Origin of the sequence: Sphingopyxis sp. Root154 (assembly GCF_001427105.1) — a bacterium.
Classification (GTDB): Bacteria; Pseudomonadota; Alphaproteobacteria; order Sphingomonadales; family Sphingomonadaceae; genus Sphingopyxis.
Window position 1 is genome coordinate 102,884 of the sequence record NZ_LMGI01000002.1, and the last position, 24,800, is coordinate 127,683.

At 63.5% G+C, this 24,800-nt stretch carries 23 protein-coding genes; 5 read left to right on the plus strand and 18 right to left on the minus strand.

Features of this window, described 5'->3' with window-relative positions; genetic code table 11:
- Positions 1-55: 55 nt before the first annotated feature.
- The 4 genes from ASD73_RS22725 to ASD73_RS06100 all read right to left on the minus strand — a co-directional run bounded on the left by ASD73_RS22725 (position 56) and on the right by ASD73_RS06100 (position 1,925).
- A complete protein-coding gene (locus tag ASD73_RS22725; RefSeq protein ID WP_156377317.1) occupies positions 56-202 on the minus strand; it encodes a hypothetical protein in 147 nt (48 codons plus the stop codon).
- Positions 203-351: 149 nt separating this feature from the next.
- Positions 352-618: a hypothetical protein gene (locus ASD73_RS06090; protein ID WP_235534204.1), complete on the minus strand. Its 267-nt coding sequence runs from the start codon at positions 616-618 to the stop codon at positions 352-354.
- 47 nt (positions 619-665) lie between these two features.
- Positions 666-1,457 carry a DUF1206 domain-containing protein gene (locus tag ASD73_RS06095; RefSeq protein WP_056370684.1) on the minus strand — a complete coding sequence of 264 codons (792 nt, stop codon included), beginning with the start codon at positions 1,455-1,457 and terminating at the stop codon, positions 666-668.
- A 192-nt stretch (positions 1,458-1,649) separates the two neighbouring features.
- Positions 1,650-1,925 (minus strand): hypothetical protein, encoded by a 276-nt coding sequence (locus tag ASD73_RS06100; protein ID WP_056370686.1) that lies wholly within the window; start codon positions 1,923-1,925, stop codon positions 1,650-1,652.
- Between the two features lie 205 nt (positions 1,926-2,130).
- On the opposite strand from ASD73_RS06100, the gene ASD73_RS06105 reads away from it, so the two are divergent.
- From ASD73_RS06105 to ASD73_RS06120, 4 genes are all read left to right on the plus strand, one after another.
- Complete coding sequence (locus tag ASD73_RS06105; RefSeq protein WP_056370687.1) at positions 2,131-2,598, plus strand: hypothetical protein; 468 nt, start codon at positions 2,131-2,133, stop codon at positions 2,596-2,598.
- Positions 2,599-2,726: 128 nt separating this feature from the next.
- Complete coding sequence (locus ASD73_RS06110; protein WP_056370688.1) at positions 2,727-2,969, plus strand: DUF6894 family protein; 243 nt, start codon at positions 2,727-2,729, stop codon at positions 2,967-2,969.
- 261 nt (positions 2,970-3,230) lie between these two features.
- Positions 3,231-3,674: a hypothetical protein gene (locus ASD73_RS06115; protein ID WP_056370690.1), complete on the plus strand. Its 444-nt coding sequence runs from the start codon at positions 3,231-3,233 to the stop codon at positions 3,672-3,674.
- 63 nt (positions 3,675-3,737) lie between these two features.
- Positions 3,738-3,983 carry a hypothetical protein gene (locus ASD73_RS06120; protein ID WP_056370692.1) on the plus strand — a complete coding sequence of 82 codons (246 nt, stop codon included), beginning with the start codon at positions 3,738-3,740 and terminating at the stop codon, positions 3,981-3,983.
- A gap of 89 nt (positions 3,984-4,072) precedes the next feature.
- On the opposite strand, the gene ASD73_RS06125 is transcribed toward ASD73_RS06120, so the two are convergent.
- The 12 genes from ASD73_RS06125 to ASD73_RS06180 form a co-directional block, all read right to left on the minus strand.
- Complete coding sequence (locus tag ASD73_RS06125) at positions 4,073-6,550, minus strand: hypothetical protein (protein WP_056370694.1); 2,478 nt, start codon at positions 6,548-6,550, stop codon at positions 4,073-4,075.
- A gap of 17 nt (positions 6,551-6,567) precedes the next feature.
- Entirely contained in the window at positions 6,568-7,323 is a 756-nt protein-coding gene (locus ASD73_RS06130; RefSeq protein ID WP_235534206.1) for a fimbria/pilus periplasmic chaperone, read from the minus strand.
- Positions 7,324-7,451: 128 nt separating this feature from the next.
- A complete protein-coding gene (locus ASD73_RS22730; protein WP_156377318.1) occupies positions 7,452-7,619 on the minus strand; it encodes a hypothetical protein in 168 nt (55 codons plus the stop codon).
- Positions 7,620-7,690: 71 nt separating this feature from the next.
- Complete coding sequence (locus ASD73_RS06135) at positions 7,691-8,251, minus strand: hypothetical protein (protein WP_056370696.1); 561 nt, start codon at positions 8,249-8,251, stop codon at positions 7,691-7,693.
- Positions 8,252-8,399: 148 nt separating this feature from the next.
- Entirely contained in the window at positions 8,400-9,335 is a 936-nt protein-coding gene (locus tag ASD73_RS06140; protein ID WP_056370698.1) for a hypothetical protein, read from the minus strand.
- Positions 9,336-9,433: 98 nt separating this feature from the next.
- On the minus strand, positions 9,434-9,772 hold the full coding sequence (locus ASD73_RS06145) for a hypothetical protein (protein WP_056370700.1): 339 nt from the start codon (positions 9,770-9,772) through the stop codon (positions 9,434-9,436).
- 80 nt (positions 9,773-9,852) lie between these two features.
- The gene (locus ASD73_RS06150; RefSeq protein WP_056370702.1) at positions 9,853-10,461 is read right to left on the minus strand and encodes a hypothetical protein; all 609 of its coding nucleotides are present in this window, start codon (positions 10,459-10,461) and stop codon (positions 9,853-9,855) included.
- 139 nt (positions 10,462-10,600) lie between these two features.
- Positions 10,601-11,227: a response regulator transcription factor gene (locus ASD73_RS06155; protein WP_056370704.1), complete on the minus strand. Its 627-nt coding sequence runs from the start codon at positions 11,225-11,227 to the stop codon at positions 10,601-10,603.
- An 87-nt stretch (positions 11,228-11,314) separates the two neighbouring features.
- Positions 11,315-11,599 carry an Hpt domain-containing protein gene (locus tag ASD73_RS06160; protein WP_056370707.1) on the minus strand — a complete coding sequence of 95 codons (285 nt, stop codon included), beginning with the start codon at positions 11,597-11,599 and terminating at the stop codon, positions 11,315-11,317.
- Entirely contained in the window at positions 11,592-11,963 is a 372-nt protein-coding gene (locus ASD73_RS06165) for a response regulator (protein ID WP_056370709.1), read from the minus strand. Before ASD73_RS06165 ends, ASD73_RS06160 begins: the two co-directional genes overlap by 8 nt.
- Entirely contained in the window at positions 11,960-14,266 is a 2,307-nt protein-coding gene (locus ASD73_RS06170; protein ID WP_082521406.1) for a CHASE3 domain-containing protein, read from the minus strand. Before ASD73_RS06170 ends, ASD73_RS06165 begins: the two co-directional genes overlap by 4 nt.
- A gap of 194 nt (positions 14,267-14,460) precedes the next feature.
- On the minus strand, positions 14,461-20,250 hold the full coding sequence (locus tag ASD73_RS06180) for an autotransporter domain-containing protein (protein WP_156377319.1): 5,790 nt from the start codon (positions 20,248-20,250) through the stop codon (positions 14,461-14,463).
- A 610-nt stretch (positions 20,251-20,860) separates the two neighbouring features.
- Here ASD73_RS06180 and ASD73_RS06185 point away from each other — a divergent pair.
- On the plus strand, positions 20,861-22,855 hold the full coding sequence (locus ASD73_RS06185) for a sensor histidine kinase (protein ID WP_235534208.1): 1,995 nt from the start codon (positions 20,861-20,863) through the stop codon (positions 22,853-22,855).
- Here ASD73_RS06185 and ASD73_RS06190 read toward each other — a convergent pair.
- Both ASD73_RS06190 and ASD73_RS06195 read right to left on the minus strand, forming a co-directional pair.
- Positions 22,841-23,455: a response regulator gene (locus ASD73_RS06190; RefSeq protein WP_056370723.1), complete on the minus strand. Its 615-nt coding sequence runs from the start codon at positions 23,453-23,455 to the stop codon at positions 22,841-22,843. The two genes, ASD73_RS06185 and ASD73_RS06190, sit on opposite strands and share 15 nt — an antisense overlap.
- Positions 23,456-23,723: 268 nt before the next feature.
- The gene (locus tag ASD73_RS06195) at positions 23,724-24,800 is read right to left on the minus strand and encodes a response regulator (RefSeq protein WP_235534214.1); all 1,077 of its coding nucleotides are present in this window, start codon (positions 24,798-24,800) and stop codon (positions 23,724-23,726) included.

Sequence of the window (24,800 nt, forward strand, 5' to 3'; positions counted from 1 at the left end):
ATCGAAGCGCCAAAAAAGACGGACGGTCACATCTCGAACCGGCTCACACCCGCCTCTACAATCCGAGACGGTCCCAGAACTCTTTCGCGGTCAGCCGCCGCGGCTTTTCTCGCTCGGCAGGCAGCTCGTGCCGCCACGACGGGTGCGGCAGCGGCGGCGCAACGCGGTCATATTTTCCTTCGGGCTTCCGGTCACGGCTCATCGTCGACTCCTCGCCATGCTGAACCTTCTGACAATGCTCAAGTTCCCTTCCAAAAAGGATTTTTCGGGAGCGAGACGAGCTGTCGAAGCGGCAGACATGTGGCGCGAATGCGCGTCTTCGCCCGCATGCTCACACACGGCCGATCGCCGTCAGAGACCCGCTTTTTCGAGAGCCGCGACAAGCTCGCTATCGACCTCGGCGATGGCGCCTTTCGGCGACAGGCGATTGAGCAGCGTCTGCACGCGCGTCTGCGCGACCTGCAATGTCTTGTGCCGCACCTCGCGGGTCCGGTTGGTCCGCCACGAGCGGCTTTCGCCGAGCAGCGCCGCCCATTTCGCCTCTTCGGCCTCCAGCACAGCGAGCGCGAGACGGACGCCGTCGCGCTGTCCGCGAGCATAATCGTCACCCACAGCCATTCTCCAAGAGCGTCGCATGGCCGATCAGCAGCGAAGCGCGCACTTGCCTATCGCGCGGCAGACTTGAGGCGCGACACCACATCCTCGTCGCGGATCCGGCGCCAGCGCGCCTCGACGAAGCTGTGCACGCCGAACAGGAACAGGCCGGCGGCTACGAGCAGATAGAGCCATTTGTTCTCGGTGAGCGAGGACAAGGCATCGCCGAGGCCCTTGACCTCGCCCGCCGATCCGAACCACCCCGCCTTGACGAGCGAGATGCCGATCACCGCGAACACCACCGCGCGAGCCGCGAGACCGGCGCGTCCAACGGGTACGACCCATGACGGCGCTCCCGGCGCGAGGTCGCGCATGAATTCGATGGTCCAGGCCTTGGTCGCCTGCTGAACCGCCGCCGCGACAAAGGCGAGACCGATCAAGCCGAGCAGAGTCCCGCCAAGAGGCATATCGAGCAGCATTCCCGCCGCTTCCTTCTCACGGCCGCCGCCGGATGCCTCCCCCGAGGCGAGGCGGGCGGCCGCCCAGGCCAGCACAAAATGCGCAAGCCCGCTTGCGGCATAGCCGACGCGGATCGCGACGCCCTTGGCATCACTGCCCTTGCCTTCGCTGTCGAGCGCGGCGCCGTAAAGCCTGTACGCGCCATAGAGCGCGAGCCCCGCGGCGAGCAGGAGAAGCAGCAGCGTGCCTGCCGGCATGTCGCGGACCGAGCGGAACACCCCCTGAGGGCTGGCGTCGGACGCGCCCGTGCCGGTCAGGGCAAAAGCGGCGAGAAGACAATAGACGACGCCCCGCGCGCACCAGCCGGCGCGGGCGAAGGTCTCGAGGTGCCGAAGTCTGTTCATCGCGCCTGCTCCCATGATGTCGCTGCAAGTCGAACGTCCCGCGCATGCGGTTGTTCCGGCAACCGCCCGGGCAACCGCGCGATCGCGCACGGCCGCAAACAGAGGCGCACACATTGCCGACCGGAGCGGGAGCACAAAAGCAAAGGGCGCCGGTCACCGGCGCCCTTCACCCTGCCCTTTAGGGAGGCAGTTTTACTTCTTCTGCGTGTCGCCAACGCCGGTTTCGGACGGGGCGATCTCGCCATTATCGTCCATGGCGTTCGCCTTCTCCTCGCCCTTCTCCTCGACGACGTCGGCCTTCTGTTCGAGAGCCTCCTTCGCCGGGCCGTCGGGCAGCGCATCGGCCTGGTCGTCGATGGCGTCGGCCTTGGCTTCAGCCTGGTCCTCGACCTTGTCGGCGGCGGGGCTCTGGCAGGCGGCGAGCGCGAGCGCAGACGTGGTGGCAAGACCGATCAAAAGCTTCTTCATGATATGACTCCCTCATTGAACCGGCTTGCAAACGCCGGACGCTCGATTGGGTTGCAGACCGCACCGCCCCGACTGGTCGCGATGAACCCCTTTCAATGCGGCTATACAGGGAGTGAACGACCCATTCAGGGCCGATTGCTGGAGGGCCGGGTAAACCGGTCACAGGGTCGAACTCCGCTTCGCCCGTTTGACAAGGAATGGCACGATGAAAAGCAGAATATTAACCGCGGGCCTGATCGCAGCAATCATGATCCCGGCCGCCGCGCAGGCGCAGACACGCGACATCGAACGCGACCGGCGAGAAGCGCGCGAAGAGCGCCAGGAATATCGCGACGCGCAGCGTTATGGCGATCGTGACGATATTCGGGAAGAACGCCGCGAATATCGCGATGCCCGCAAGGATTATCGCGAGGAGGTCCGCGACTGGCGCCGCGACACGCGCTACCAGAATTATCGCGCGCCGTTCCGCTATCAGCAGTTCCGCGAAGGCTCGACGCTCCGTTCGAACTATTATGCGCCGAACTACCGCATGGACTACGACAGACGCTGGGGCATCCCGCAGGCGCGGGGCAATCTGACGTACGTCCGTCACTATGACGACCTGTTGCTCGTGAACCAGCGCAACGGCCGAGTGGTGAAGGTCTATCGCAATCATTTCGACCGTCGCCGCTAACCACGACGATCGATAGCTGGCTCACTCCAGTCGAGAAGGGTCGCCCGAACGGGCGGCCCTTTTTGTTTCGGTTCACCGTAAAAATTCAAAGCCGGGAACGCCGCACAGCCTCACGGGTTCGATCAGCCATGCCGATTTACTATTTCCACGTCCACCAGGACAATGTGCTGAAAATCATCGACAAGGAAGGGACCGAATTGAGCGATCTACGCGCCGCAATCGCCTTCGCGGTGCTCTGCGCCCGGTCGCATGCGGCGGACGACGTGCTGCGCGGCCAGCTCAGATCGGACGATATGATCGAGATCGTCGACGCAAAGGGCAGCGCGTTGCACATGGTCCGCTTCGACGAAGCGATCGGGCTTTGCTCTTAAGGCTCTATCGCCTCCGGACCCGTCGAAACCGTCCCAGAAAAAGCTGCGAGAGTACGCCCCGCTCATTCGGCGGGCATGATGCAGCCTTTGGCGCCGCCGCGCGTAGCGATGCCGGGTTCAAACGGAAAGGCACCGTCATCGAGACGCCGTTGATGATAGCAGGCGGACTGGCCGCAATCGCCATCGCGGTGGCCGCGATAGTCGGCAAGCTCCGTTCGAACTCGCGCGAATTCAACCGAGCATTATGGGGACAATGGCGCCGTGGCTAATCTTCAACACGCTTCAAATGATCGCACCGCCCGCGTTTCGGCCATCTCGAATATCGCCGATGCGCGCAGCAGGCGCGATCGCGTCGGCGAGATCGCCGACTGGGTCGTCGGCAATATCCCGTGGTCGGTCGCGGTACCCGACTGGCATGGCTTCCATGACCGGTGGCCGCTTTTGTCGCGGGTCGAGCTCGCGGCGGTCGAAGCGGAGCTGCGCCGGCGCGGCGACGCGTTGAATCATCCCGGCGCCGATCTCGACGCGATCGCGGCAACATTGTGCGGCCGCCTGCCCTACTGGACCGCGGCGGCCGACTGGCTCACGTTAAACTGCGGCGAAGACGTCACGCATCCGGAGTTCGTCCGGCTCTTCGGCCAGTTGTCGCGCGCCGAGCTCATTCTCGCCGCCATAGAGCACAAGCGGCGGCTGCAACGACGCTGAGTCAGCGGTCGGGCTCAATATAAGCGTCTCGGGGTGTCCGCGAATTTGATGTATCCTCGGGCCATGACCACCGGCCTGGAACGAGTCGCCCGTGCGCTATGCGAGCTGGATGCCAACCCGCACGACGCGACGATGGACGGCAAGCCGCTCTGGCAGAACTATCTGCCCGAGGCCTGGGCAGCGATCATGGCCCTTCGCGAACCCGATCACGCAATGATGAGTGCCGCCGCTCTCCAGGCCACTGAATCAGAAAAAGATCGCGTCGCAACGACATATCGGGCGATGATTGATGCGGCAATCGGTGGCTAGTTCCCCAAGCAAGGCAGTGGACCATTTTCTCCAAATGGCCGTTAGCAGTCAGGCAGCTTTTAGGCGCGACCTCAAGAAAGCAGATACCATTACGGCGTCTTCGCAACGAGGTCGCCCGCCGCTATCGTGCGATCAGCACCCTCAGGAATGATCAGCTCGAACCGCGTCCGGTCAGGATCGCTCAAGATGATGCGCCAGCGCCCGGGAGCAAGCCGCGTAGCGCCAAACCGGCCCACAGCATTAGTAAATAGCGGCACCGGCTCGCGCTCGGGATGCGCTTCTTCCACCGCGGCTCCAGCGACCAGCGTGATCGGCTCACCATTCGTGCCGAGCAGGCGTCCGACGACGCTGACCATGTAATCGGACCCGACCGTCAACCGGTATCCGCTGCGATAGGCGGGCAGCAGCCGGAACGATCCCTCGCCAAGGTCGGTGCCGATCGGCGCATCGGGCGCCGTCACCAGCAGGCTGCGCTCGCTGTAGCTGCTGAGATTCGGTTGCAGCGCGGTGCCCATCGCGCCGCTGTTCGCGGTCGAAAAGCGGCCGTTGGCGTCGATGAAAAGGTCGGTGCCCTTCAGCGAGGAGTGCGCGCGGACGACCGCGAAACTGTCCTGGATCGGACGGCCGATCGAGAAACTGCCATCGGCGACCGCGAGCGAGGTGCCGAAGCGCAAAGAGCTGCGCTGCCCGGTCGATCCACCGAGGTCGCGGTCGAAAGTGCCGAAATGGCTGAAGCCCAGTTCTGCGCGGTTGCTGTAATAGATGCCGTTCGCGGTCGTCGCGACGCCAAGATCGCTATGTTCGACATCGGCGCTGAAATTATACGCCCCCGTGCCCGCGCCGCGATAGGTCTGATAGGTCAGCCGCTTGCGGTTGTTGCGGCTGTCATAATCCGAGCGCAGGCTCGACGCGCGGTCGAGGCGGAACACAAGCGACAGGAAAACCCCGACGCGGTCTTGCCGACCCGCGCGTTCGTAACTGACGTCACCGGTCAGGTTCAGCCGCGGCGAAATGCGCCAGCCGCCTGTCGCGCGCAGGCTCGCGACATTTGGCTCGTCGGCGCGCCCGCGCGAATAGCGCGCGTCGAGGCCGGCATAGAGCGCGTCGTTGATCGCGCCATTATAGCTCGCGCCCGCGACATAGCGGTAGGGGTTCGACGGAAGCCCGACGCCGATCGGCGCAAAATTGCGGCTGCGCGTCTCGAACGACAGCGACAGCGCATCGGCGCCGCCGCTGCGCCGCGTGATCGTACGCTGAAAGGTCAGGATCGACGCCCAGCCCGACCCGACATCCTTGACGTGCGAGGCTGAAGCAAAGCCGCCGAACGAGCCGATCGGTGTCGCGATCACCGTCTCGACCCCGCCCATCCAGCCATTGGGATCGGCCTGCGCATTGGCCCCGACGGTCAGCTGGTCGCTCAATCCGCGGCGATAGAAGCCGCTGAATGCCATATCGTTGCTGTAAACAGGTCCGCGCCGGCCGAGCGGCGCGAGCACGCCGGCGTAAAGGCCGAACTCGCTGAGCCCCTCGGCGAGTTGCGCCTGATCGAGAAAGATGTCGAAGTTGAACGATTCGGTGCGACCGGCATCGTCGGTGATCGTCAGCCGGACGTCATTCGAGCCCTGTGTGAAAGGGAAATCCTTGAGGTCGAAGGTACCGGGGTCGAGTTCGAGCCGCCGCACCAGCTGGCCGTTGACACGAACCTCGACGACCGAACGCCGCTCGATCCGGAAGCTGCGGTTGCCGCGCGGACGGATGATCCGCTGCGGGTCGAGCAGAGAATAGAAGCGCGAGATCGCCAGACCGCTGATCTCGGGCGCCGCCTGAAACCCGCGCGCCAGCGTCTGCAGATCGCCTCCTGCCCAGCGGACGAGATTATTCCGGTCGTCGTAAATGAAGCGCGTGCCGCGGCGCTGGAAATCGGCGCCGCGTGCCCCCGCCTGCCAGTTCGCTTCGCTTTCGAGCACCACCCCGCCTGCGCGCACCGCGCCGTCGAGAAAGGTGATCGGCGCAGCGAGCCCCTTGTCGGTGCCTTGCTGCACCCAGTCAATCGAGCCGCGGATGTTGAGATAGGCGCTGAAATCGGCGGGCGCGATGTAATTGACGGCCCCGCGAGCCGCATCATCACCAAGCGTGACCGAACGGGTCGCGCGGCTCGCGGGCGCAATCTCCATGACCAGTTGCAGCGTGAGCGGGTCGTAGCGGATGCCGACCCCGACGCCCTCCAGATCGGCGCGCCCGATCGTGCCATGTTCTTCTAGCCGCGCGCGCAGTCGCTCGATGAGCGCGGGCGCCAGCCGCGGCGCGAGCAGCGCGAGCAGGCGCTCAGCCGAAAAGCTCGCCTGTCCGCCGGGTTCAAGCGTGAGCGTCGTGTCCCCAAGATAGGCCTGCCCGTCGAGCAGCGGCGCGGTCAGCACCACTGCCCGCCCCGTCGGGTTCATCGCCGCACCGTCGGCGCCCGGATCGATGACCACGCGTGCGTCGGCGCCGGCTGGCGCCTGCGCATGGCCAGCGACCGGGATCGCCGAGGCGGCGAGCAAAAATCCTGCAATAAAAAGAGGGTTCATGCGAACCGCCGAAGCCTTCAATTGTCGGGCGTGAACTGCGCCTCGATCCGCCCGCCGGGCTGCGGAAGGCGCATGGGCAAGGTCATCCGGCGCGTCTGGCCACCGCCGATCAGGCCATAGCCGAGCGTCTGCTGCAGCTCGGGACCCGAAATTTCCTTGCGGAAGATTTCCTTGCCGTCGGGCGCGAACTGGATGACCCGCACGCGACCGCGCGACAAATAGCCGTGTGCCGCCGAGGCGTTGGCGACCGAGATCACGGGTGCCGGATTGCCCTCGGTATCCTTGCCGATTTCGGCCGAGGCGATCGTCAAAGTCGGTTTCGCGCCGTCGGGCGACACGCTGACCAGCACTTGGAAATTATAGAGCAGTTGGACGTTCGATTGCGTGTCGTTCGTCTGCACCGGCAGCTGCGCCGCGGTGACGAAATAATGCTTGCTGCGCGCGAGCGCGGGATCGCCGACATATTGCACGCGAAAGCTCTGGCGCTGGCCGGGCTGGATCAGCGTCTGCGGCGGAAAGACCGCCAGCTCGCCGGGATCCTTGCCGGTCGCATTGACACCGTCGGGCGTGAGTTCGAGCCCCTCGATGCGCATTTCCACCGGCAGCGGCTTGTCGAAAGTGTTCTCGACCGTGATCACCTGGCTCATCGTCCGACCCGAGGTCGTAAGGTCGATGACCACCGGCTGGACGACCATCGCATAGGCGGCCACCGACACGGCGGCCGCGATCGTCACAGCGACAACCGCGCCGCCAAAACTCCTGAGCAACTGCAATGATCTACTCCTCGCCCGTTGCCCCACCCGCGCACGCGACGATGGACCGAAGGCGGTGATCCGCCAAGAAAGAAATCTGGTAATCATGACGTTATCCATAAAGGCGACCGGCAATTCGCCGGCCGCCTTCACTTGGGGAGAGGGACCCCCAACCAGTCCGGCCGACCACCGAATGCGGGCATGTCGGCCATTCGTTCATATTCCGCCGCGAGAAACAGCAGGTCGGCCCGTTCCTGCGGCTCGGCGTCGAGCGCGCGAAGGCGAAGTTCGGCCGCCAGAGCTTTGGGATTGCACATGACCATATCCTTCGAAGTTAATCCCGGCAGGCCTGTGGACGTAAGGCCTGCCGGGAACACCCCCCCAGGTGTCAGGCGGTCGGTGCGATCGTGATTTCGACCTTGCCGGCATAGGTGCCGGCGTCGAGGATCGCCGTCGAATCAGAGGTCAGGCCGCTGCCCACGGTCAGCGTGATGTTGTTCGCGGTCGCGGCGAGGCGGTCGCCGACCTGCGCCGAGGTGGCGGTCGAGGTCAGCGACTGGTCCGCCACCGGCGTCGTACCGCCCTTCGCACCCGTTGCGACCAGCGTCGCGGTGTAGTGGACGGTGTTGGTGTAACCGGTGGGCGAGTTGGGCGCGGCGGCGTTCACCAGCGGCTTGGCATCGACCGTGATCTTCGGGTTCGAACCGTTGCACTTGACCGTGAAGTTGCGGCTGAGGCCACCGGTGTTGCCGGTGAAGCCCGGATCGACGGTGCCGTCGGCCTTGGCAAGTTCGCCGAGCGTGATGCTGCCGGTGATCGCGGTGACGGCCGAGCAGCGCGCTGCGACGGTGCCGGTCACGTCGACCGAACCAGCGGCCGACTGGGCAAAAGCGGGAGCGGCGGCGAAGGTCGAACCGATGATCAGGGCCGAGAGAACAAGCTTTTTCATGTGATATCTCCAATCGAAAATCTGGAGGGGCTCTTCGCCCCGACGAGTTGGAGATAGGCTGGATCGGCTCCGGCCAATATTTAGCGTCCGGCAAAAACGACGCTAACTTCGGGAATCATTTCCTATACCCGACGATATAGAAGCTGCGTCAGAGCCCCGCGCAGCTGGTCGCCGAACTCGCGGTGACGATCGGCGTGAAGGTAATGCTGATGATGTCGCTATAGTTGGTCGCTGGCGTCTTTGCCGAGCCGCCTTCCTTCAGCGTCGTGCGCAGCGGCAGCACCCCGGCGCTCCCGTCCATGCCCGCACGCGCGCAGGTGCGTGTGCCCAAACCGCTGTTCGAACTGATGTCCTGCCCCAGGAAGCGCGCGCTGTACCGGATCGTCTGCGCAGCGTTGGACAGGCTGCCGCCCGGATAGGTCAGCTTGAAATCATTCTGCGAGCGCATCTTGACCTCGAACGGTCCCGAGCTGCGCACGCGGAGCGAGTTCGACGCCGGGGTCGTATAGCGATCGGGCGCCGCGAGCACCGCCGCGGTCGTCGCGTCGCCGATCTCGCCGAAATCGAGCGGCGATCCGGCATAATAGGCTTGCAGCGCGCTCACCGTGTTGACGTTGATGCGGATCGTGCCGGTGTCGCGCGTCGGGACCGACACGCTCGCCATGCCATTCTCGCCCGAGCAGATATAAAGAAGGTCGAGGATGATCGGCTCCCCCGCCGACAGGTCGGTCCCCGGCGGCACGGTCACGCGCAGGTTGAGCGGCGTCGATGTGTCGGCTTGAAGCAAACTTCCGAAATCATAGCGGATCTCGCCCGCCGCGCCCGCGCCATTGTCCTTCGAATTGAGCGAACGCGGGCGTCCTGCGGTCGAACCCTCGGGATAGATGACGCGATAGCCATTATAGGTGACGTCGAGCACGGGCGATCCCGACGGCGAGACGAGAACAAGGCTGACCTCGCGCGTGCGGCCAAGCAGAAGCCCGCGGTTGCGCCGCAGGATTAGCGGCACCGTCGCTTCGGACAGGCCGCCGGGCGAAAAGGGGTCATAGGTGATGCTGGCGGGCGCAGTGGCGGCGCCGGTCACACCGCAAACCGAGGATATTTGCGATTGGGCGGCGGCAGGCTGCGCGAGCGCGAGTCCGCACGACAATCCCAGCGCTGATAAACCGGCCGTCCAAACCCTCATAGCTGAGGGGTTACGACGATCTCTAACGCGGTGCGAGTGGAGAGTGGCGTTGCACGAGCGCCCGCCACGGGAACGCGATTGATCAACGCGCCGTCCGCATCGATCATCCGTACTTCGGTCAGCAGAACCGGACGCGCCTGATTGCAGATCGCGCGTGCGGGCGTCACCTGCACCGCCGCATTGGTCGCGGTGATTTTCATCGGATGGGCAACCCAGCAACGCGGCGCCACTTCGCCATAAATGGCGATCGGGTTCACCTCGTCCGCCATCGCCTGCGCCGCAAAGCCCATGCCGGCCAAAATAATCGCCGCGCGGGCGATCCGGTTCGAAATCAATATCGTAGGTGCCATCATATCGGACCCCGAAATAGGATCCGATAGTTAATAAGCGCGGATTCGAATTGTTCAACATGGCGTTAAGGACTGACACTGACGGTGATCGAAAGGGTATCGGTATAGCGACCCGCGGCAAGCGTATCGGTTCCCGAATAAGCGGGGGCGCTGACGCGCAGATACGACCCGTTCGCCTTGGTCGACGCGCCGCCGAGGCGGAGCCCGGTCGCGGTGCTCGCCGTGCCGCCAAAGGTGCAGCTGCCCCCCGCGGCAAGCATCGCGGCGGCGCAGGTGGCCGATGCATTGGTGCCATTGTCGGCGGCGACATAAAGCGCGACATTATACGGCGCCTTGGTCTGATATCCGGTGCCGCCCGTCGCCGCGTTGGCCATCCCCCCGTTCGCCGACGACACCGCGATCCGTGACGCGCCGGTGCAGTTGAGCTGGATCGCAAAATCCTTGGTAAAGCCGGTCTTGTCGAAATCGGCCTGGTCGATGGTGCCGGTGGGCGCGCCGCCGGTCGCAAAGCCGCAGCGGCCGAGCACCGACGCGCGCACTTCGACGCCGACCTCGACGCTGTTCACCGCGCCCTGCCCGACCGCATAGGCGGTGACCTGCGCGTGCGCATGCTGGCTGGCGATCACACTGATCACCGCCAAGGCCAGCAAGATAAGGGTGCGCAGAAAGCCCATGAATCGCCTGTCGTCGGTGACGGCCCGATGCCGCCAACTTGATCGACAGATGCGCTAACTCTCGCGCGGGCGATATTCACCGGGAGGCGACAAAGCCGCTCTCCAACGGCGAAAAACCTCTATAACTTTCGGTATAAATTCAAAGTCCGCGGTCTTGCGCGAGCAGGATCAATTCGGTCCGGCCGCGGATGCTAAGCTTATCGAAAACCTTGTGAAGATGTACTTTTACGGTTCCTTCGGTCAGCCCCAGCTCGTCGGCGATTTCCTTGTTGCGCAGCCCGCGCTTCGCGAGCGAGGCGACCGCGCGCTCGCGCCCGCTCAGCACCTCGAACGGATCACGCGGCGCATCCGGCGACATCGCCTGTTCCATCACGCGCTGCATTACATCCTGGTCGAGCCAGCGCCGCCCCTGCACCACGCTTTCGAGGCAGGTGAGCAAATCGCGCGGCGCGGTCGCCTTGATGACGATGCCATTGACCGATAACTGGATCGCCTCGCGCGCCAGTTCGTCGTTGAGGCCGCCGGTCAGCAGGACGACCGGGCGGTTGTCGCCGCGGCTGCGCAGCGTGCGCAATACGTCGAGGCCGCTTCGTTCGGGCATGCCATTGTCGAGGATTAACAGGTCGGGTCGCGCGCCGGCGAGCGTATCGAGCACCGCCGCGCCGGTATTGACCGTCGCCACCACATCGAAATTACTCTTGTCGAGAAGCGCCGTAATCCCTGCCATGGTGAGCGGATCATCGTCCGCCACGAGCACTTTCGTCATTTCAAATCCACCACGATGCTGTTGAATTTATATATTATCATCTGGCGCGAGCCATGGTCCACCCTCGCCATTAATCATAACAACCAATCAGGCGCGATTTAGCTCCGCCATTCTGACCAGCAAATCCTGCGCCAGACTCGCAATCGTGTCGGTCGAAAGCTTGGCGTCGACCGCCTCCTCGACGCGCCGCGCAGCTTCGCCGATAGCAGCATAACCAAACATTCCTGCACGCCCCGCAAGACTATGACTTAAGCGCGCCAGTTCGGACCAGTCTTTGCGATCGAGCGCCGCGGCAATCTCCGTCGCGGCCTCGCCCGCCTGCGCGGCGAAGCGTTCGGCAATCGCGGCCAGACGCGCGTCGATTTCAGCCATCGAGGAAGCTCCGCACCTGCTGTGCGAGCGTCATCGCGTCGAAGGGTTTGGCGAGCACGCCCCGTGCGCCAAGTTCGTGCAGCCGCGCCACTTCATGCGCCTGCGTCCGCGCGGTGATGAACACCACCGGGATCGTGGCGGTTGCGGGCTCCTGACGCAGAATCTCTAGCACGCCCGGCCCGTCGAGTTCGGGCATCATCACGTCGAGCAGGATCAGGTCGGGTTGCCATTCGCGCGCCGCCGCCAGCCCTCCGCGTCCCGACCCGCACGTCCGTACGACGAACGATGGATCGAGTTCGAGCGCCATTTCGGCGACCTCGCGAATATCGTCCTCGTCGTCGATATAGAGAATCCGACTGCTCATTTGCCGCCTCCGCCATTCACCCGCTTCGATCCGATCCGGTCGGTCACCTCGCGGACCAGCGTGTCGAGGCTGGCGCGCGATTTGACGAGGACGAGGTCGATACCCTCTTTCGGCGCGCCGTCGACTTCCTGCGCGGTGAACAGGACGACCGGCAAGCTCGGCGCGCGTTTGCGCAGCGGCGCGACAAGGTCGGTTCCGCATCCATCGAGCATCCCGACATCGAGAATCGCCCCGTCATAGCGCGTCCGCCGGATCGCCGCGCGCGCCTCGGCCACGCTCGGCATCGAATGGATCGCCGCCTTGCCATCGAAGGCGCTGGCGACGACCGCGAGCATGTCGGGATCGTCGTCCACATGGAGCACAACCGGCAGCGCAGGATCCCTGGACAGCGGCGCTTCAACCTCGCTCGTCGGCGCCTGCACTGTCCCCGGCAATTCGGCAGCGGGCAGATCGACGTGAAAGATGCTGCCTGCGCCTTCGACGCTCTCGAAATCGACCGAACCGCCGAGCCGGACGACGATTTCGCGCACGATGCTGAGCCCCAGCCCGGTACCGCCCTTTTGCCGCGAGTCCGATGCGTCGGCCTGTGCGAATTTGCCGAAGATGCGGCCCCGGAACGCATCGGGAATCCCCTCGCCCCGGTCGATGACGCTGATCCTGTAGCGCCGGTCGAGCGGCGTTACCCGCACCGTCACCGCCTCACCGCGCCGTGAAAATTTGATCGCGTTGGACAGCAGGTTGGTGACGACCTGCATCAACCGGTCTTCGTCGGCAAGCACGGCGGCGCCGGGCGCGACCGGCTCGACATGCACCGCCACGCCATATTCGCCCGCGAACCCGGCGGTCTGATGCTCGGCCGCCTCGAGCAGCGGCCTCAGCGCGAGCGGACGGAGATCGAATTGCATCCGCCCCGCCTCGATCTTCTCGATATCGAGAATGTCGTTGATCAATCGCACGAGGCGCGCCGCATTGCTGTGCGCAATCTCGACCAGTCGCGCGGCCTTCGGCGGAATCTCGCCCGCCGCCCCGCCGCTGATCAGCCCGAGCGAGCCCGCGATAGAGGTCAGCGGGGTGCGCAGTTCGTGGCTGACGGTCGCGACGAACTCGCCCTTCATCTGCTCGACCTCGCGGCGGTCGCTGATATCGCGGATCACCGCGACGAACAAAGTTCCGTCGGCGAGATGCACGGGGCTGACCGACACTTCGAGCGGAAAGGTCGCGCCATTCTGGCGGCGGCCGACGAATTCCTGAATCTGCCCGTAATTCTCCTTCCGGTTCGCCTTCAACCGGCGCAGGAAGGTTTCGATTTGCCCCCGGTCGGGCGCGATCTCAAAAAGTGATCCGATGTCACGCCGCAGAAGCGACTCCGACGGCACGTCGAACATCTTGGCGGCCGAGGGATTCAGGCTCTCGATGCTGCCGCTCGGGTTCAGGAGAATCATCCCGTCCTTGGCACTGTCGAAAATCGCCTCCTGTCGCATGGCAAGGTCGCGCGCACGGCGATGCGCGTTCTTTAACGCCCATTGGCTGCGCCCGATCAGGATAGCGGATAACGCGAGCAACAGGATCAGCCCGATTTGCAACGTAAAGGTGCGGTCGCGCAATCGCTCGCGAGCCGCATTCACCGCGGCAGTGCGCACCTCGAGCTTCACCCGTTCAGCTTCGGAAATTTCGCCGATCAGTACGCGGATGTGGTCCATCAACTGCTTGCCCTCACCGCTGCCGATAAGATTCACGGCCTCGTCACGTCTTCCCCCTTCGACAAGGCCGATCGTCCGGGCAACAAATCGGCGCTTCTCGACAGAGGTACGGCGAAGATCGTCGACCAGTTTCGATTGCCCATCGCTTCCTGCAAGCTTGGCAAACAGGTCGAGATTGGCGTCAATGCGGGATGCTCCACTTCGATACGGGGCAAGAAATTTCGGATCCCCGGTGATGACATAGCCGCGCTGGCCAAGTTCAATATCTTGATGTCGCGTCAGTACGCCCTGCAGGGCGGCCCTCGCATCATATGAGTTGGAGACTTCTTGCCGCAGTCGCGCATTCTGTTCGAAACCTCGATCGGTGGCCAGCGATAGAAAGGACAAAATGAGTAAGGCGCCCACGCAAGTGAAGACGAGAACCCAATTGGCTCTTATCGTCCCCACCCAACTCGACGCCTTACGCATGCCACGCAATCCTTTGTGACGGACTGAAACCCTGTGCTTGGATGCCGATAGCAGATGATGGTGGCACACGCATCGAAACGAGTGGTTAATCAGCGACATCACAACGCAAAAATAGCGCGGTAGACCGCGAGGCATTGAGCTCGCCGAGCGAACTCTTTTGGCCGATTACGGGCTGTCTCCTTTGGATTGGAAGATCACTGAAGCGGACACGGGCGAAATTTGGCAACGAGCTGTGCCCGTCCCCTCACCGCAAACAAAAAAGAGGCCGAGGTGATGATGATTATCACCTCGGCCAAACTGCACGTTTCACGTTCCTGATGGGTCGCTAATCAAAAGGCGAAACGCGCAGTTACCCTTGCACCATGTGCGTTGCGATCCGACGCCAGTGTACCAGTGTAGGCGGCACCGAGACGGAAAGAGCCCGTGGTGAATTCAAATCCGGCTTCAACCTCTGCCGAGCTTTTCGGGATGCCCGTCCCAAAGATGCCAAACGACGGTCCGCCCGCCGTGAACCGCGATTCGATCGGTGCGCTGCGGTCGTTCAGCGCGCGATTCCAGGCAGCTGACACATAAGGCTGGAAGCCTGGCTGGCCGGCGTTGAACTGCGCGCGCGCACCAAGACTGACGAAGGTCGTCTTCTGGTCGGCTTTTCCGACGGTCAGAGCCGCGGTGCCGCCGGTCTCAACGAAAGCATCGCTGCCGGTATCGACGTGCGCTAGCCGGGCGAAGGGCGTGATCGCCAAATTGCCGGTGACGATGTCGTAGCCGATCTCGCCGAATATCTGCAGCGTATCGGCGTCGCGCTTCGAGGTCAGCGTTTGCGCGAGCGGCGCGGCGCTGATGGCGCGGGTCGTGTCGATTTCGTGCCAGGCGTAGCTGACACCGATCGTACCGCGCAGCCCCTCACCGATGCCGTAGGTGGCATGCGCCGCCAGATATTTGCTTTCGACATCCGAATGGTCGCTGCGACCGCCGAAGCGGAAGTCCGACCCGCCGATGCCCGCCGACAGCGCGGCGGCGAAGCCGTTGCCGCCGAAGCCGAAGCCCGCAATCAGACCCTTGTGATCGGTATCCATCGCGAAATTGCTGCGATTGGCGTCGAAATCACCCCAGCCGCCAAAGGCCGAGCCCCACACGAAAGCGCCGCTCTCTTCGGGTGCCTTCATACCCATCAGCGCGTTGCGAAGATGGCGGCTGTCGTCGGTCAGGCCGCTGATCGCACTCGCCAGGATTTCGCCCGACAAGTCGCCGAAGCTCGCCTGCGCAGCCGTCGCATTCTGCACCAGCACCGCTTCGTACAGCGGGTTGTCAACGCCGAGCGCCTGAACCGCGGCGGCCACGCTCATCTGGTTGAAGCCCACGGCAATATCGGCGAAATCGATGTCGTTGCGATAGAGCGACAGGGTCACCGAGTTGGCGCTGTAGCGAAGAAGCGGGTCGAGGAAGGCGAGATCGGTCGTCACCGAACCGAACGTCCCGGTAATCCCCGCACCGCCGGTCAGGATGACATAGTCGGTCCGCGGATTATAGTTGCCGTCCTCGGCCAGGACCGCGACGCTTGCCGTGCTGGCGATCGTCACGGCGCCGGTCGCATCGAGGCGGTCTGCCGCCCCCGCAGCGTTGACTTCGACTTCGTAGATCGCGCCAGCGGCGAACGCGAGGTCGCCGTTGACGGTCAGCCGGCCGATCGAATTGCCCGGGGCAATCGTGCCGCCGCTGCCCACGGTCGTCGTCCCGACCGAGCCGTTCCCGCCGAGCGTGCCGCCGCTGTTCACCATGACCGGCGATGCGATCGAACCGTTGACCGCGAGCGTGCCGCCGTTGACCGAGGTCGGTCCGGTGTAGCTGCTGTTGCCGGTCAGGTTGAGCGTGCCGCCGCCCTCTTTCACCAGGCTGCCGTTGCCCGAGATATTGCCGCCGAACGCGGTGTCGCCGCTCTGGTCGACCGTGAGCTCGCTGTCGCCGATCACGACGTTCGATCCTCCATCGCCTTCGAGGCCGCCGATCGTCTGGTCCTTGCCCGTGATATCGAGCGTTCCGCCTTCGCCGAGGTCGAATTCGGTGGCCGGATCGATGGTGCCGCCGATGCGGACCGATCCGCCGAGGATGTTTGTCACGCCCTGGAAGGCATAATCGCCCATGAACGTCAGGGCGCCGTCGCCCTTCTTGTCGAGGATGCCGCTGCCCGAAAAGGCCCCGAGGAAATCATAGTCGTCGGAGCGGTTGAAGACGAAGCGCCCGTCGTTGACGATATTGCCCGAGAAGCCGCCTTCGGTTCCCCCGGCGCCCAGCTCGAAGAAACCGGTGCCTTCGGTCTTCACATCGCCCTGCAGGAGGCCGGTGAGGACAAGACCGCCGCTGGAGATGGTCGTGCCGCCGGTGTGCGCGATACTCGCGGTGTCAACGGTGAAGACGGCGTCGCCGATCAGCTGCAGCTGCCCCGTTCCGTCGATCGTAAGGTCGGCGAGGTCCGAGACGACATCGTCGGTGCCGAAGTTCAGAATGAGCAGGCCGTTCGTCCGGACCGACGGTGTCAGGATGGGCGATGAGGTGTCGCCTGCACCCAAGTCGACTTCGTTGACCTGCAGCGATGCCCCTTCGGCGATCGTCACATTGTCGAAGTCGCCGACGAACCCGGACGTCGACCAGTAGCCAGCCGCAACGTCGAGCGTTTCGAACCCGTTCGCGCTGGTAATCTGCTGCGCTTCGGTCAGCTCGAGAATGTTGCCGTCGAGCGTCAGGCTGTCGACGCCCGCACCGGCGTCGACCAGCCCTGAAATCGCGCTACCGGTGCGCAAGGTCACGTTGTCGTCGAAACCGCCAAGCTCGACCGCGATCCCGCTGTCGCCAGTGATCGTCCCGGAGTTGTCGAGCACGACTGCGCCGCGGCCGTCTCCCCACACGCCCCGGCCGCCGCCCGAAATCGCTCCGGTATTCACCAGCGTCGCGGCGCCGAGGTTTCCGAGGATAACGCCGTCGGTCGCGCCGGTGATCGTACCGCTGTTGACGATGCCAGCCGTATCCAGAGATCCGGCGACCGCCACGCCATAACCGTTGGTGCCCGTGATCGTGCCGGCGTTGGAAAGCGTGCCTTCATTGCCCGCTCCTTGGGCAAGGCCGGCTCCGCGCTGGATCAGCACGCCGCCCGGCCCGTCACCGTTGATCGTCCCGGCATTGTCGATCGAACCGCCTGCCGACATGATGATGCCGAAACGCGAGCCGCTGATGCTGCCGGTTTGGCCGTTGGTGACCGTGCTTGCATAGCCGGTCAGCGCCTGGCCATCATAGGGATAGATCGAAATGCCGTCGGCCAGAGCGCTCCCCTCGCCGCGGATCGAACCGCTGTTGGTCACGCTGCCGCCGCCGATCAGGCGGACGCCATCATTCGCTTCGCCGACGATCTCGCCGCTATTCGACACTTGGGTGCCGATCGCGATGCCGACGATGTCGCCGATATCCTCGTCGAACTGATAGGCGGTCGTAATCCCGGCGCCAGCGCCCGAAATCGTGCCGCTGTTGGTGACGCTCGACGAGGCGGTGGTGATCGTCACGCCGGCGTCGGGCGCGGCGTCGAACCCATCATAGGTCCCATTGCCGCGGATCACGCCGGCATTGTTCACGTCGAGCGTGCCAGTCGCAAAGGAATAGATGCCCGAGGTCGCACCGGTGATCGTGCCGCCCGCCGCGTTGGTGATCGTCACATCGGCGCGCGAGCCTTGCGAAACGCCGGCGCCGAAATCGCTGCTGATCGTGCCGCTGTTGTCGAGGCTGGCAGTGGACATGTCGCTGCCGAAGCCAACCCCATATCCGTCGCCCCCGCTGCCGCCGAGATCGCCGGTGCCGCGGATGTATCCCGTGTTGACGACGCTGGCGGTCAGGCCGCTGCGATCCTCGCTAGGGTCGGTATTGAGGGCAGTGCCCTGAATATAGACGCCGCCGTTGACGCCCTCGATTTCGCCGGCATTCACGACCTCTCCGCCGCCGGACAGGATGATTGCAAACCGCTGGCCTTCGATGCGGCCGTTCGCATCGTTGGTGACGCGGGCCGAATAATCTTCGTTGGATTGATCCGCGTGGGCGAACATCGAGATACCGTCCGTGCCTTGCGCACCTGCATTGACACCCACGATGTAGCCGCTGTTGGTAACGCTCCCGCCACCGGCAAGACGAATGCCGTCATTATTGAGGCCGATGATTTCGCCGCTGTTGGTGATCGAGCTGTTGATTGCACGGCCCGTCCCATTCGCCATCGGCGTGGTGACGATCCCGTATTGGCCGCCGATGATCCGGCCGCTGTTGACGATCGCCGCGTCCGCCGTGGTGATGACGACCGCGTCCTGCGCGCCAGCGCTTATCAAACCCGCATTGTTGACGATCAACGACCCCTCGTTGGAACGGATCGCGGTACCGTTGGCGACGATCTCGCCATCGTCATGGTTATTGATGGTGAGGACGCCCGTCGATTGGCCGATGATGGCCGCCGCCTGGCCGCTGATCCGTCCTTCGTTTTCGATCACCGCGCTGCTGAGCGCGCCACCCGCGAGGACGCCAAGGAAGCCTTCAATGACGCCGCTATTATTGAGCGTCCCGACGCGCCCCGTCTGATCGGCCGTCGCGTTGAGGATCACCCCGAACGGGCTGACGTTCGGATTCGCGGGATTGAACGTCCCGGTGCTGCGGATGGTGCCGGCATTGTCGACCGTGCCGCCGCCCTGGACGACGACGCCGAACATCTGGCCTTCGATAAGCCCGCCCGGGGTGTTCGTTACCGTTCCGATGCCGGCGACATCGGTCGCGATCGATTGCGCAAACTCGGAAAGGACAACGCCGGTGCCCGAGCCGCTATTGCCGTTCAGCCCCCGGATAATACCGCTGTTGACGACCGTTCCGCCGCCGGCCAGCGCGACGCCGCTGCCCGAGCGACCCTCGATCGTGCCCGAATTGGTCACTGCGGTGTTCCTCGCCCGGGCTTGCGTCCCCTCGGCGTTCTGGAAAACAGCGGTCGTGACGCCCGAAAGCGCTCCAACGATGCCCTGGCTGTTGGTGATGACGGCGTCGGCGGTGGTTATGTTGATCGCGCTCTGCCCGGCGCTGAAAATAAAGCCCTTATTGTCGACGTTCAGCTTGCCCGCGTTCGACGCGATGGCCGCCGCGTTTGCCCGGATTTCGCCGTTTTCGAAATTGTTGACCGTGAGATTGCCCGTCGATTGCCCGATGATCGCGATCGCCGTCGCGCTGATCGTCCCGTCGTTGTTGATCGTCGCGCTTTCCAGTGCGCCGCCCGCCAGAACGCCAAGGAAGCCCGAGATCGTCCCCATGTTGTCTACGGTCGCGACCCGGCCGGTCTGCTCGGCGATGGCGCCGACGATCAGCCCGAAAGGGCTGACGTTCGGGGTCGCGGGATTCGGATTACCGAAGCTGCGGATGGTCCCCATGTTGGTGACGGTCCCGCCGCCCTGCAGCACTGCGCCGAAGAACTGACCCTCGATCACGCCGCCGTCATTGTTGGTGATCGAACCCACGCCGGTAATATTCGCGGCCGCCGCTCCCGGGAATTCCGAAATCGACACGCCGGTGCCGTTGATGGTGCTCCCTGCGGTGCCACTGAACCCGGAGATGGTGCCCCCGTTGGTGATCGTACCCCCACCGACCAGCGCGACCCCCGACCCGGCCTCGCCGCGGATCACGCCGCTGTTCGAGACCTGCGTGTTCGCCGCCAGCGGTTGCGGAGGAAGATCGTCACCGTTCGCGTCCTCGCTGAAGAAATAGGAGGTGACGACACCGTTGGCCGCGCCGCTGATTTCACCGGCATTGGTGACAATGGAATCGGGCTGCGCGATCACGACGCCGCCGCTCGGGCGACTGTCGATGCCACCCACGTCGATACCATTGCCGCGGATGACGCCGGCGTTGCCGACCGTGACGGGGCCGTTGTCGGCGTAAACGCCGATGAGGTCACCCTCGATGGTTTCGCCCTCGTCGATCTCGACTTCGAGCCGCTCGGGCTGGTCATTGTGGATGCCGAACGCATCCTGGGCGGCCGCGGGCGACACCTGAACTATGGAGAGACCAACGATCGCACTGGTGGCGAGCAGGCGAGATTTCGAGATGCGTGACATTATTCAGAGTCCCCCATTGACGTTGCAGGCAAGGCAAGGGGTCTGCCGGAGAGCAGCTATGGCTCCCCGGCTCGGTCCACCCCACCTCGAAATTTGCTTCCCCCAGCCGATTGGGCGACTTGACCCCTGACTTTGTGCGGATGACTAGGGGCAGGCGCAGCGCAGCGTCTACCCAATGTTATTTAGGGTAATTTTGCGACGGGCCGTTGCTGCCGCCCTTGCATGCGGGCGCCTGACGCCGCTACGGAAGCGGATCACCGGGGGGTGGGACGCGATAATTGGGGGACGAGCGGCATGCGCGTTCCTGTCGGGGACGCAATGACGCGTCCGATCCCCGCCCGGCGCGGGGGCGCAAATGAAAATTTTATACGCGATCCTTGGTCTCGTATTCCTGTTGGCAGCGCAGACGGCGCGAGCCGAACCCGAAAAGTTGCCGCTGCTTGATCTGCGGGCAGGTGAAGATGCGCCGGCGCTCACTTCTTTTGTCCGTTTCGCGAGGCGCCCCGGGCCGACGAGAACGCCGCAGGTAGACGCCATCTTGGCTGGTCCGCTTCAGCATATCGCGGGATCGACCATTCATTTCGGGCCGCCCGGGACCCGTACCATCGTCATGCTCAAAGTCCGCAATGCGAGCCACGAGCAGGGAAGCTGGATCCTCACCACCGGTCGCGGATCGCTCAAGCATTTCCGGCTCTATGAAGGCGAGGAAGACGGGCTTTCCCTGATCGTCGACGGCACCGACCCACAGGTGGCGCGGCAAAATCTCGGCACCTACCAGGCTTTCAGCTCGGAGCTCGTGCTAGCCCCGCGTCAGGAAAAACTGGTCGTCATCGAGTTCGTTTCCGAGAATTCAACCTATATGCCGCTCCGGATCGAGAGCTACGGCACGTTCTTCAAGGACCGGCGGGCCAATATATCGATGGTGTCGGGTGTCGTCGTCGGCGCGTTGACCCTGCTCCTCCTCAATTTCCTCTTCTTCTCGATCACCGGATTCAAGGAGTTTCTGTGGCTGGCGGTTGCCGAGGCCTTTTTCGCGCTGAATACGGTTCACTCGGAAGGCTACATCACCATCTTCTTTCTGTACGACAAACCGCTTACCGGCATTGCCGTCGAAGATTTCTTCAAATGCGGATTTGCGGCCGCGATGGCTCAATTCTGTCGGAGCTTCGTCAAAACGAGGCGCAATTTCCCCAAGAGCGACCTCATTTTGAAGGGGCTCATCCTTTTTGCCGTCGCCGTGATGCTGCTGCAGCCCGGATTGTCGCTTTACCCGCCCGAGATTCGGTTTTTCCTCCATCTGTCCGGATGGCTCGTGGCAGTTGCCGTTGCGCTCTTTCTTCCCTTCGTCGGCTATGCCGCGATCAAACAGCTCGGCTTCCAGCTCTGGCCCCTCTTCGCGGGATGGGCGAGCCTCGCGCTGTTCATCATCTATGCCGCAATCGCGTCGATGGGGGTGTTCAGCTGGCTCCCGATCAACTGGCATCTCGCCGGCCCGGTCGGGCTTTTTGAATCGGTCATGGTCACGCTGGCGCTCGGACTGAACCTCAAAAAGATCCAGCAGGAAAAGCTGGCCGCCGACGCGAACGTCGCGCAGTCGCTCAGCGAGCGCCTCGAAATCAGCGAACGGGCAAAGCGGCTCGCCGAAGAGAAAGCATTCGCGCTCGAGACCGTCAACAGTCAAAACGCCCTACTGCACGCGTCGGGTCATGATAGCCGGCAGGTCATTCTTGCGCTCAACAGCGCGGTAGAGGTCCTGAAGCGGCAGGAGGCGCCGGCTGGCGATCCAGCCCTCGTCGAAATGCTCGAAAGCTCGGCCGACTATCTGAGCGAGATTGTCTCGACGACGATCTCGGGCGCCAATATCGCGGCAGGAGACTCCCATTTCGTCACCCTCAGCGCATTTCGCGGCTACGCGCTGCTCGAACCGCTGGCGATGATGTTCAAAGCGCTGTTCGCGAGCAAAAAATTGGCGCTCAAGGTGAGCGTGGAAGATCAAGTCACGATCATTTCGGACAAGCCGCTCCTCATGCGTGCTCTGGCCAATTTACTGAGTAACAGCTATCAATATACCGAGTTCGGGGGCGCACGCATCTCCCTCACGCTCGAAGGCGGACAAGCCGTAATCGAGATTGCCGACAGCGGCAGCGGAATGCCTGCGAGGGTCGCCGCAGCCTTGAACGGCGATGCCGACGGACGAATACGGGGTGATGAAAGCACGGTTGGGACGGGCTCAGGGTTCGGATCGGCCAAACGCATTGTCGAAACCCTCCGGGGAAAATTGGAGATCGTCTCTTCTACCTCGGAGGGCACCACGATCCGGATCGTGCTGCCCGGCGCCTTCGCCGCGACCACCCCGATCACGGCCGACGAGTTGCGGATATGTCTCCCCGAATGGACCATTGTCGATTTCGACAAGCGTAGCGAATTCGGCGCGGCGCTGGCGTCGTCCGAGCAAGCGGACAAGCCCGTCATCGCGCTGACCTATGACGATAGCACCGTCACGCGCGGACGCCTGAGCGAGCTTGTCACCATGGTCGCGATCAAGCCAGCGTGCAGCGAACTATTGCAGCACCCTCTTCTCGCAAAGGCGTCAAAGGAGATTTAGCTCGTTGGCGCGTTCGACGATCTTGCGATTGTGCGGAGCGTCGAGTTTTCGCCGCAGCTCGGCGATGTGGAAGGAAACGGTCGGCGGAGCGATCGCAAGTCGATACGCGATCTCCTTGTTCGTTTCGCCCTGCGCCAGATAGTGGAGGATCGCCATCTGGCGAGACGAGAGCGCGACCGGCGGCTGCTGAAACTTGCCGAGCGCCTCCCCGATATGCGGAGAAATATAGACTTCGCCCGCAAGCGCCGCGTCACAGGCGGCGACAATAGAGTCGAGCGGGTCCGATTTGCTGACGACCGCGCGTGCGCCGAGCTTGAGCGCCGAATGGATTTCGTTGAGGTGCGTCTCGCCAGTCAGGATGATCACCGTCATGTCGCGCGATCCGACGATCTCGGCGAGTACGTTGATCCCACGGACGTCGGGCAGGTTGAGGTCGAGGATGACCAGATCGACCGGCTGCGACTGGATAAATGCGTTGACGGTCGCTCCGCGATCGAGTGAACCGACCACGGCGTAACGGTCGAGCGATCCGAACAGGAAACGCAGCCCGCTCTGCGTAATCCGATGATCGTCCACGATCAGGATATTATGTTTCAGCATCAAGCCCGTACCCCTCTCGCCCGAGAAGCCTTGTCCGAAGAATGGACGGCCGCCGCAACCCGAATTAATGTGGGGTGCACGAGATTTGGTCTGCGGGGCGACTCTGCGGACGAAAAGGCCCCACCCTTCCGAATGGAGCATTTCCGGCCTCGGACGGTACCGCTGCATCTGGCCGACAGGAGAAGGTCCGCTTTGCGATCCAGAATGTGAATAGCAGCCCTTCCAACCGACAATCTACGCGTTCCTGCCGATAGGGGCCAATCGACGCTTATTCCCCTGAATTGCCGCGCAGATCCTTCGCTTGCACCTTCAATGTCGTCGAGGCGCGCATTCCCGGGCGCGCTCCCACGTCGTTCACGGCGCGGTAGTAAACTTCCGCTTTGTTCGTCCGTGCCAATGCATCGATTAACTTGGTGCCGAGACCGGTCCCTTGAACCACGCCGTTAGCTGGCATACCGGGACCGTCGTCCTCGACGCTCAGTTCGATTTCCTTGTCCCCCGTTTGGCGGAGACATAGCCGAATCTCCCCATCCTCGCCGTCTCCATAGGCATATTTGCAAGCGTTGCTGACCCATTCGTTGGCGATCATGCCGAGCGCCACTGCCTTGTCGGTCGACAACCGGATCGGATCGACCGCCGCGACGACCGTGCGACGCGCGCTCCCGGTCGACCAAGTCGAGCCGATATCGTCGGCAAGCCCAGCCAGGTAATCGTCCATTGCGACGAACTCGACGTCGTCGGTAGTGTAAAGACGCCGGTTCACCTGCGCGATCGTAGCAATGCGCTGCTGCGTCTTCTGGAGCGCTTCTCGCGCACCCGCGTCCGCCAGACCCTTCGACTGGAGCGCAATAAAGGACATGACCATCTGAAGGTTGTTGGCGACGCGGTGGTTGACTTCCTTAAGCATGGCTTCGAGCCGCGCATTGCTCGCGCGAAGTTCGGTCTCGGCGAGCTCGCGTGCGCGGCGAAGCTCGGCGCGCTCGAGAACCTGCGCGAAGGTACTGGAGAGCAAATCGAAGAAGTCCTCGCCGACCGATTTCACGACATAATCGTCGGCGCCAGCTTTAAGGGCTGCAACCGCAATGCGGCTTTCCTCGGAGCCTGTGACATAGACAATGGGCGGGCAATCGGGCAGCGCGCGCAGCGCCTCGATCGTCGCGAGCCCGTCCTGTCCTGGCATATAATGATCGACGGCGATGAGATCGAATTGCGTCGTCTGCGCCATTGCGACGCCCTCGCAGCCGCTGGCGGCAAGGCTGACCTCAAAGCCTTTTCGCGTGAGCGCACGCGAAACGAGGCGCCTGATGCCCTCATCGTCATCGATGTATAGAATATGTGGTGGCAC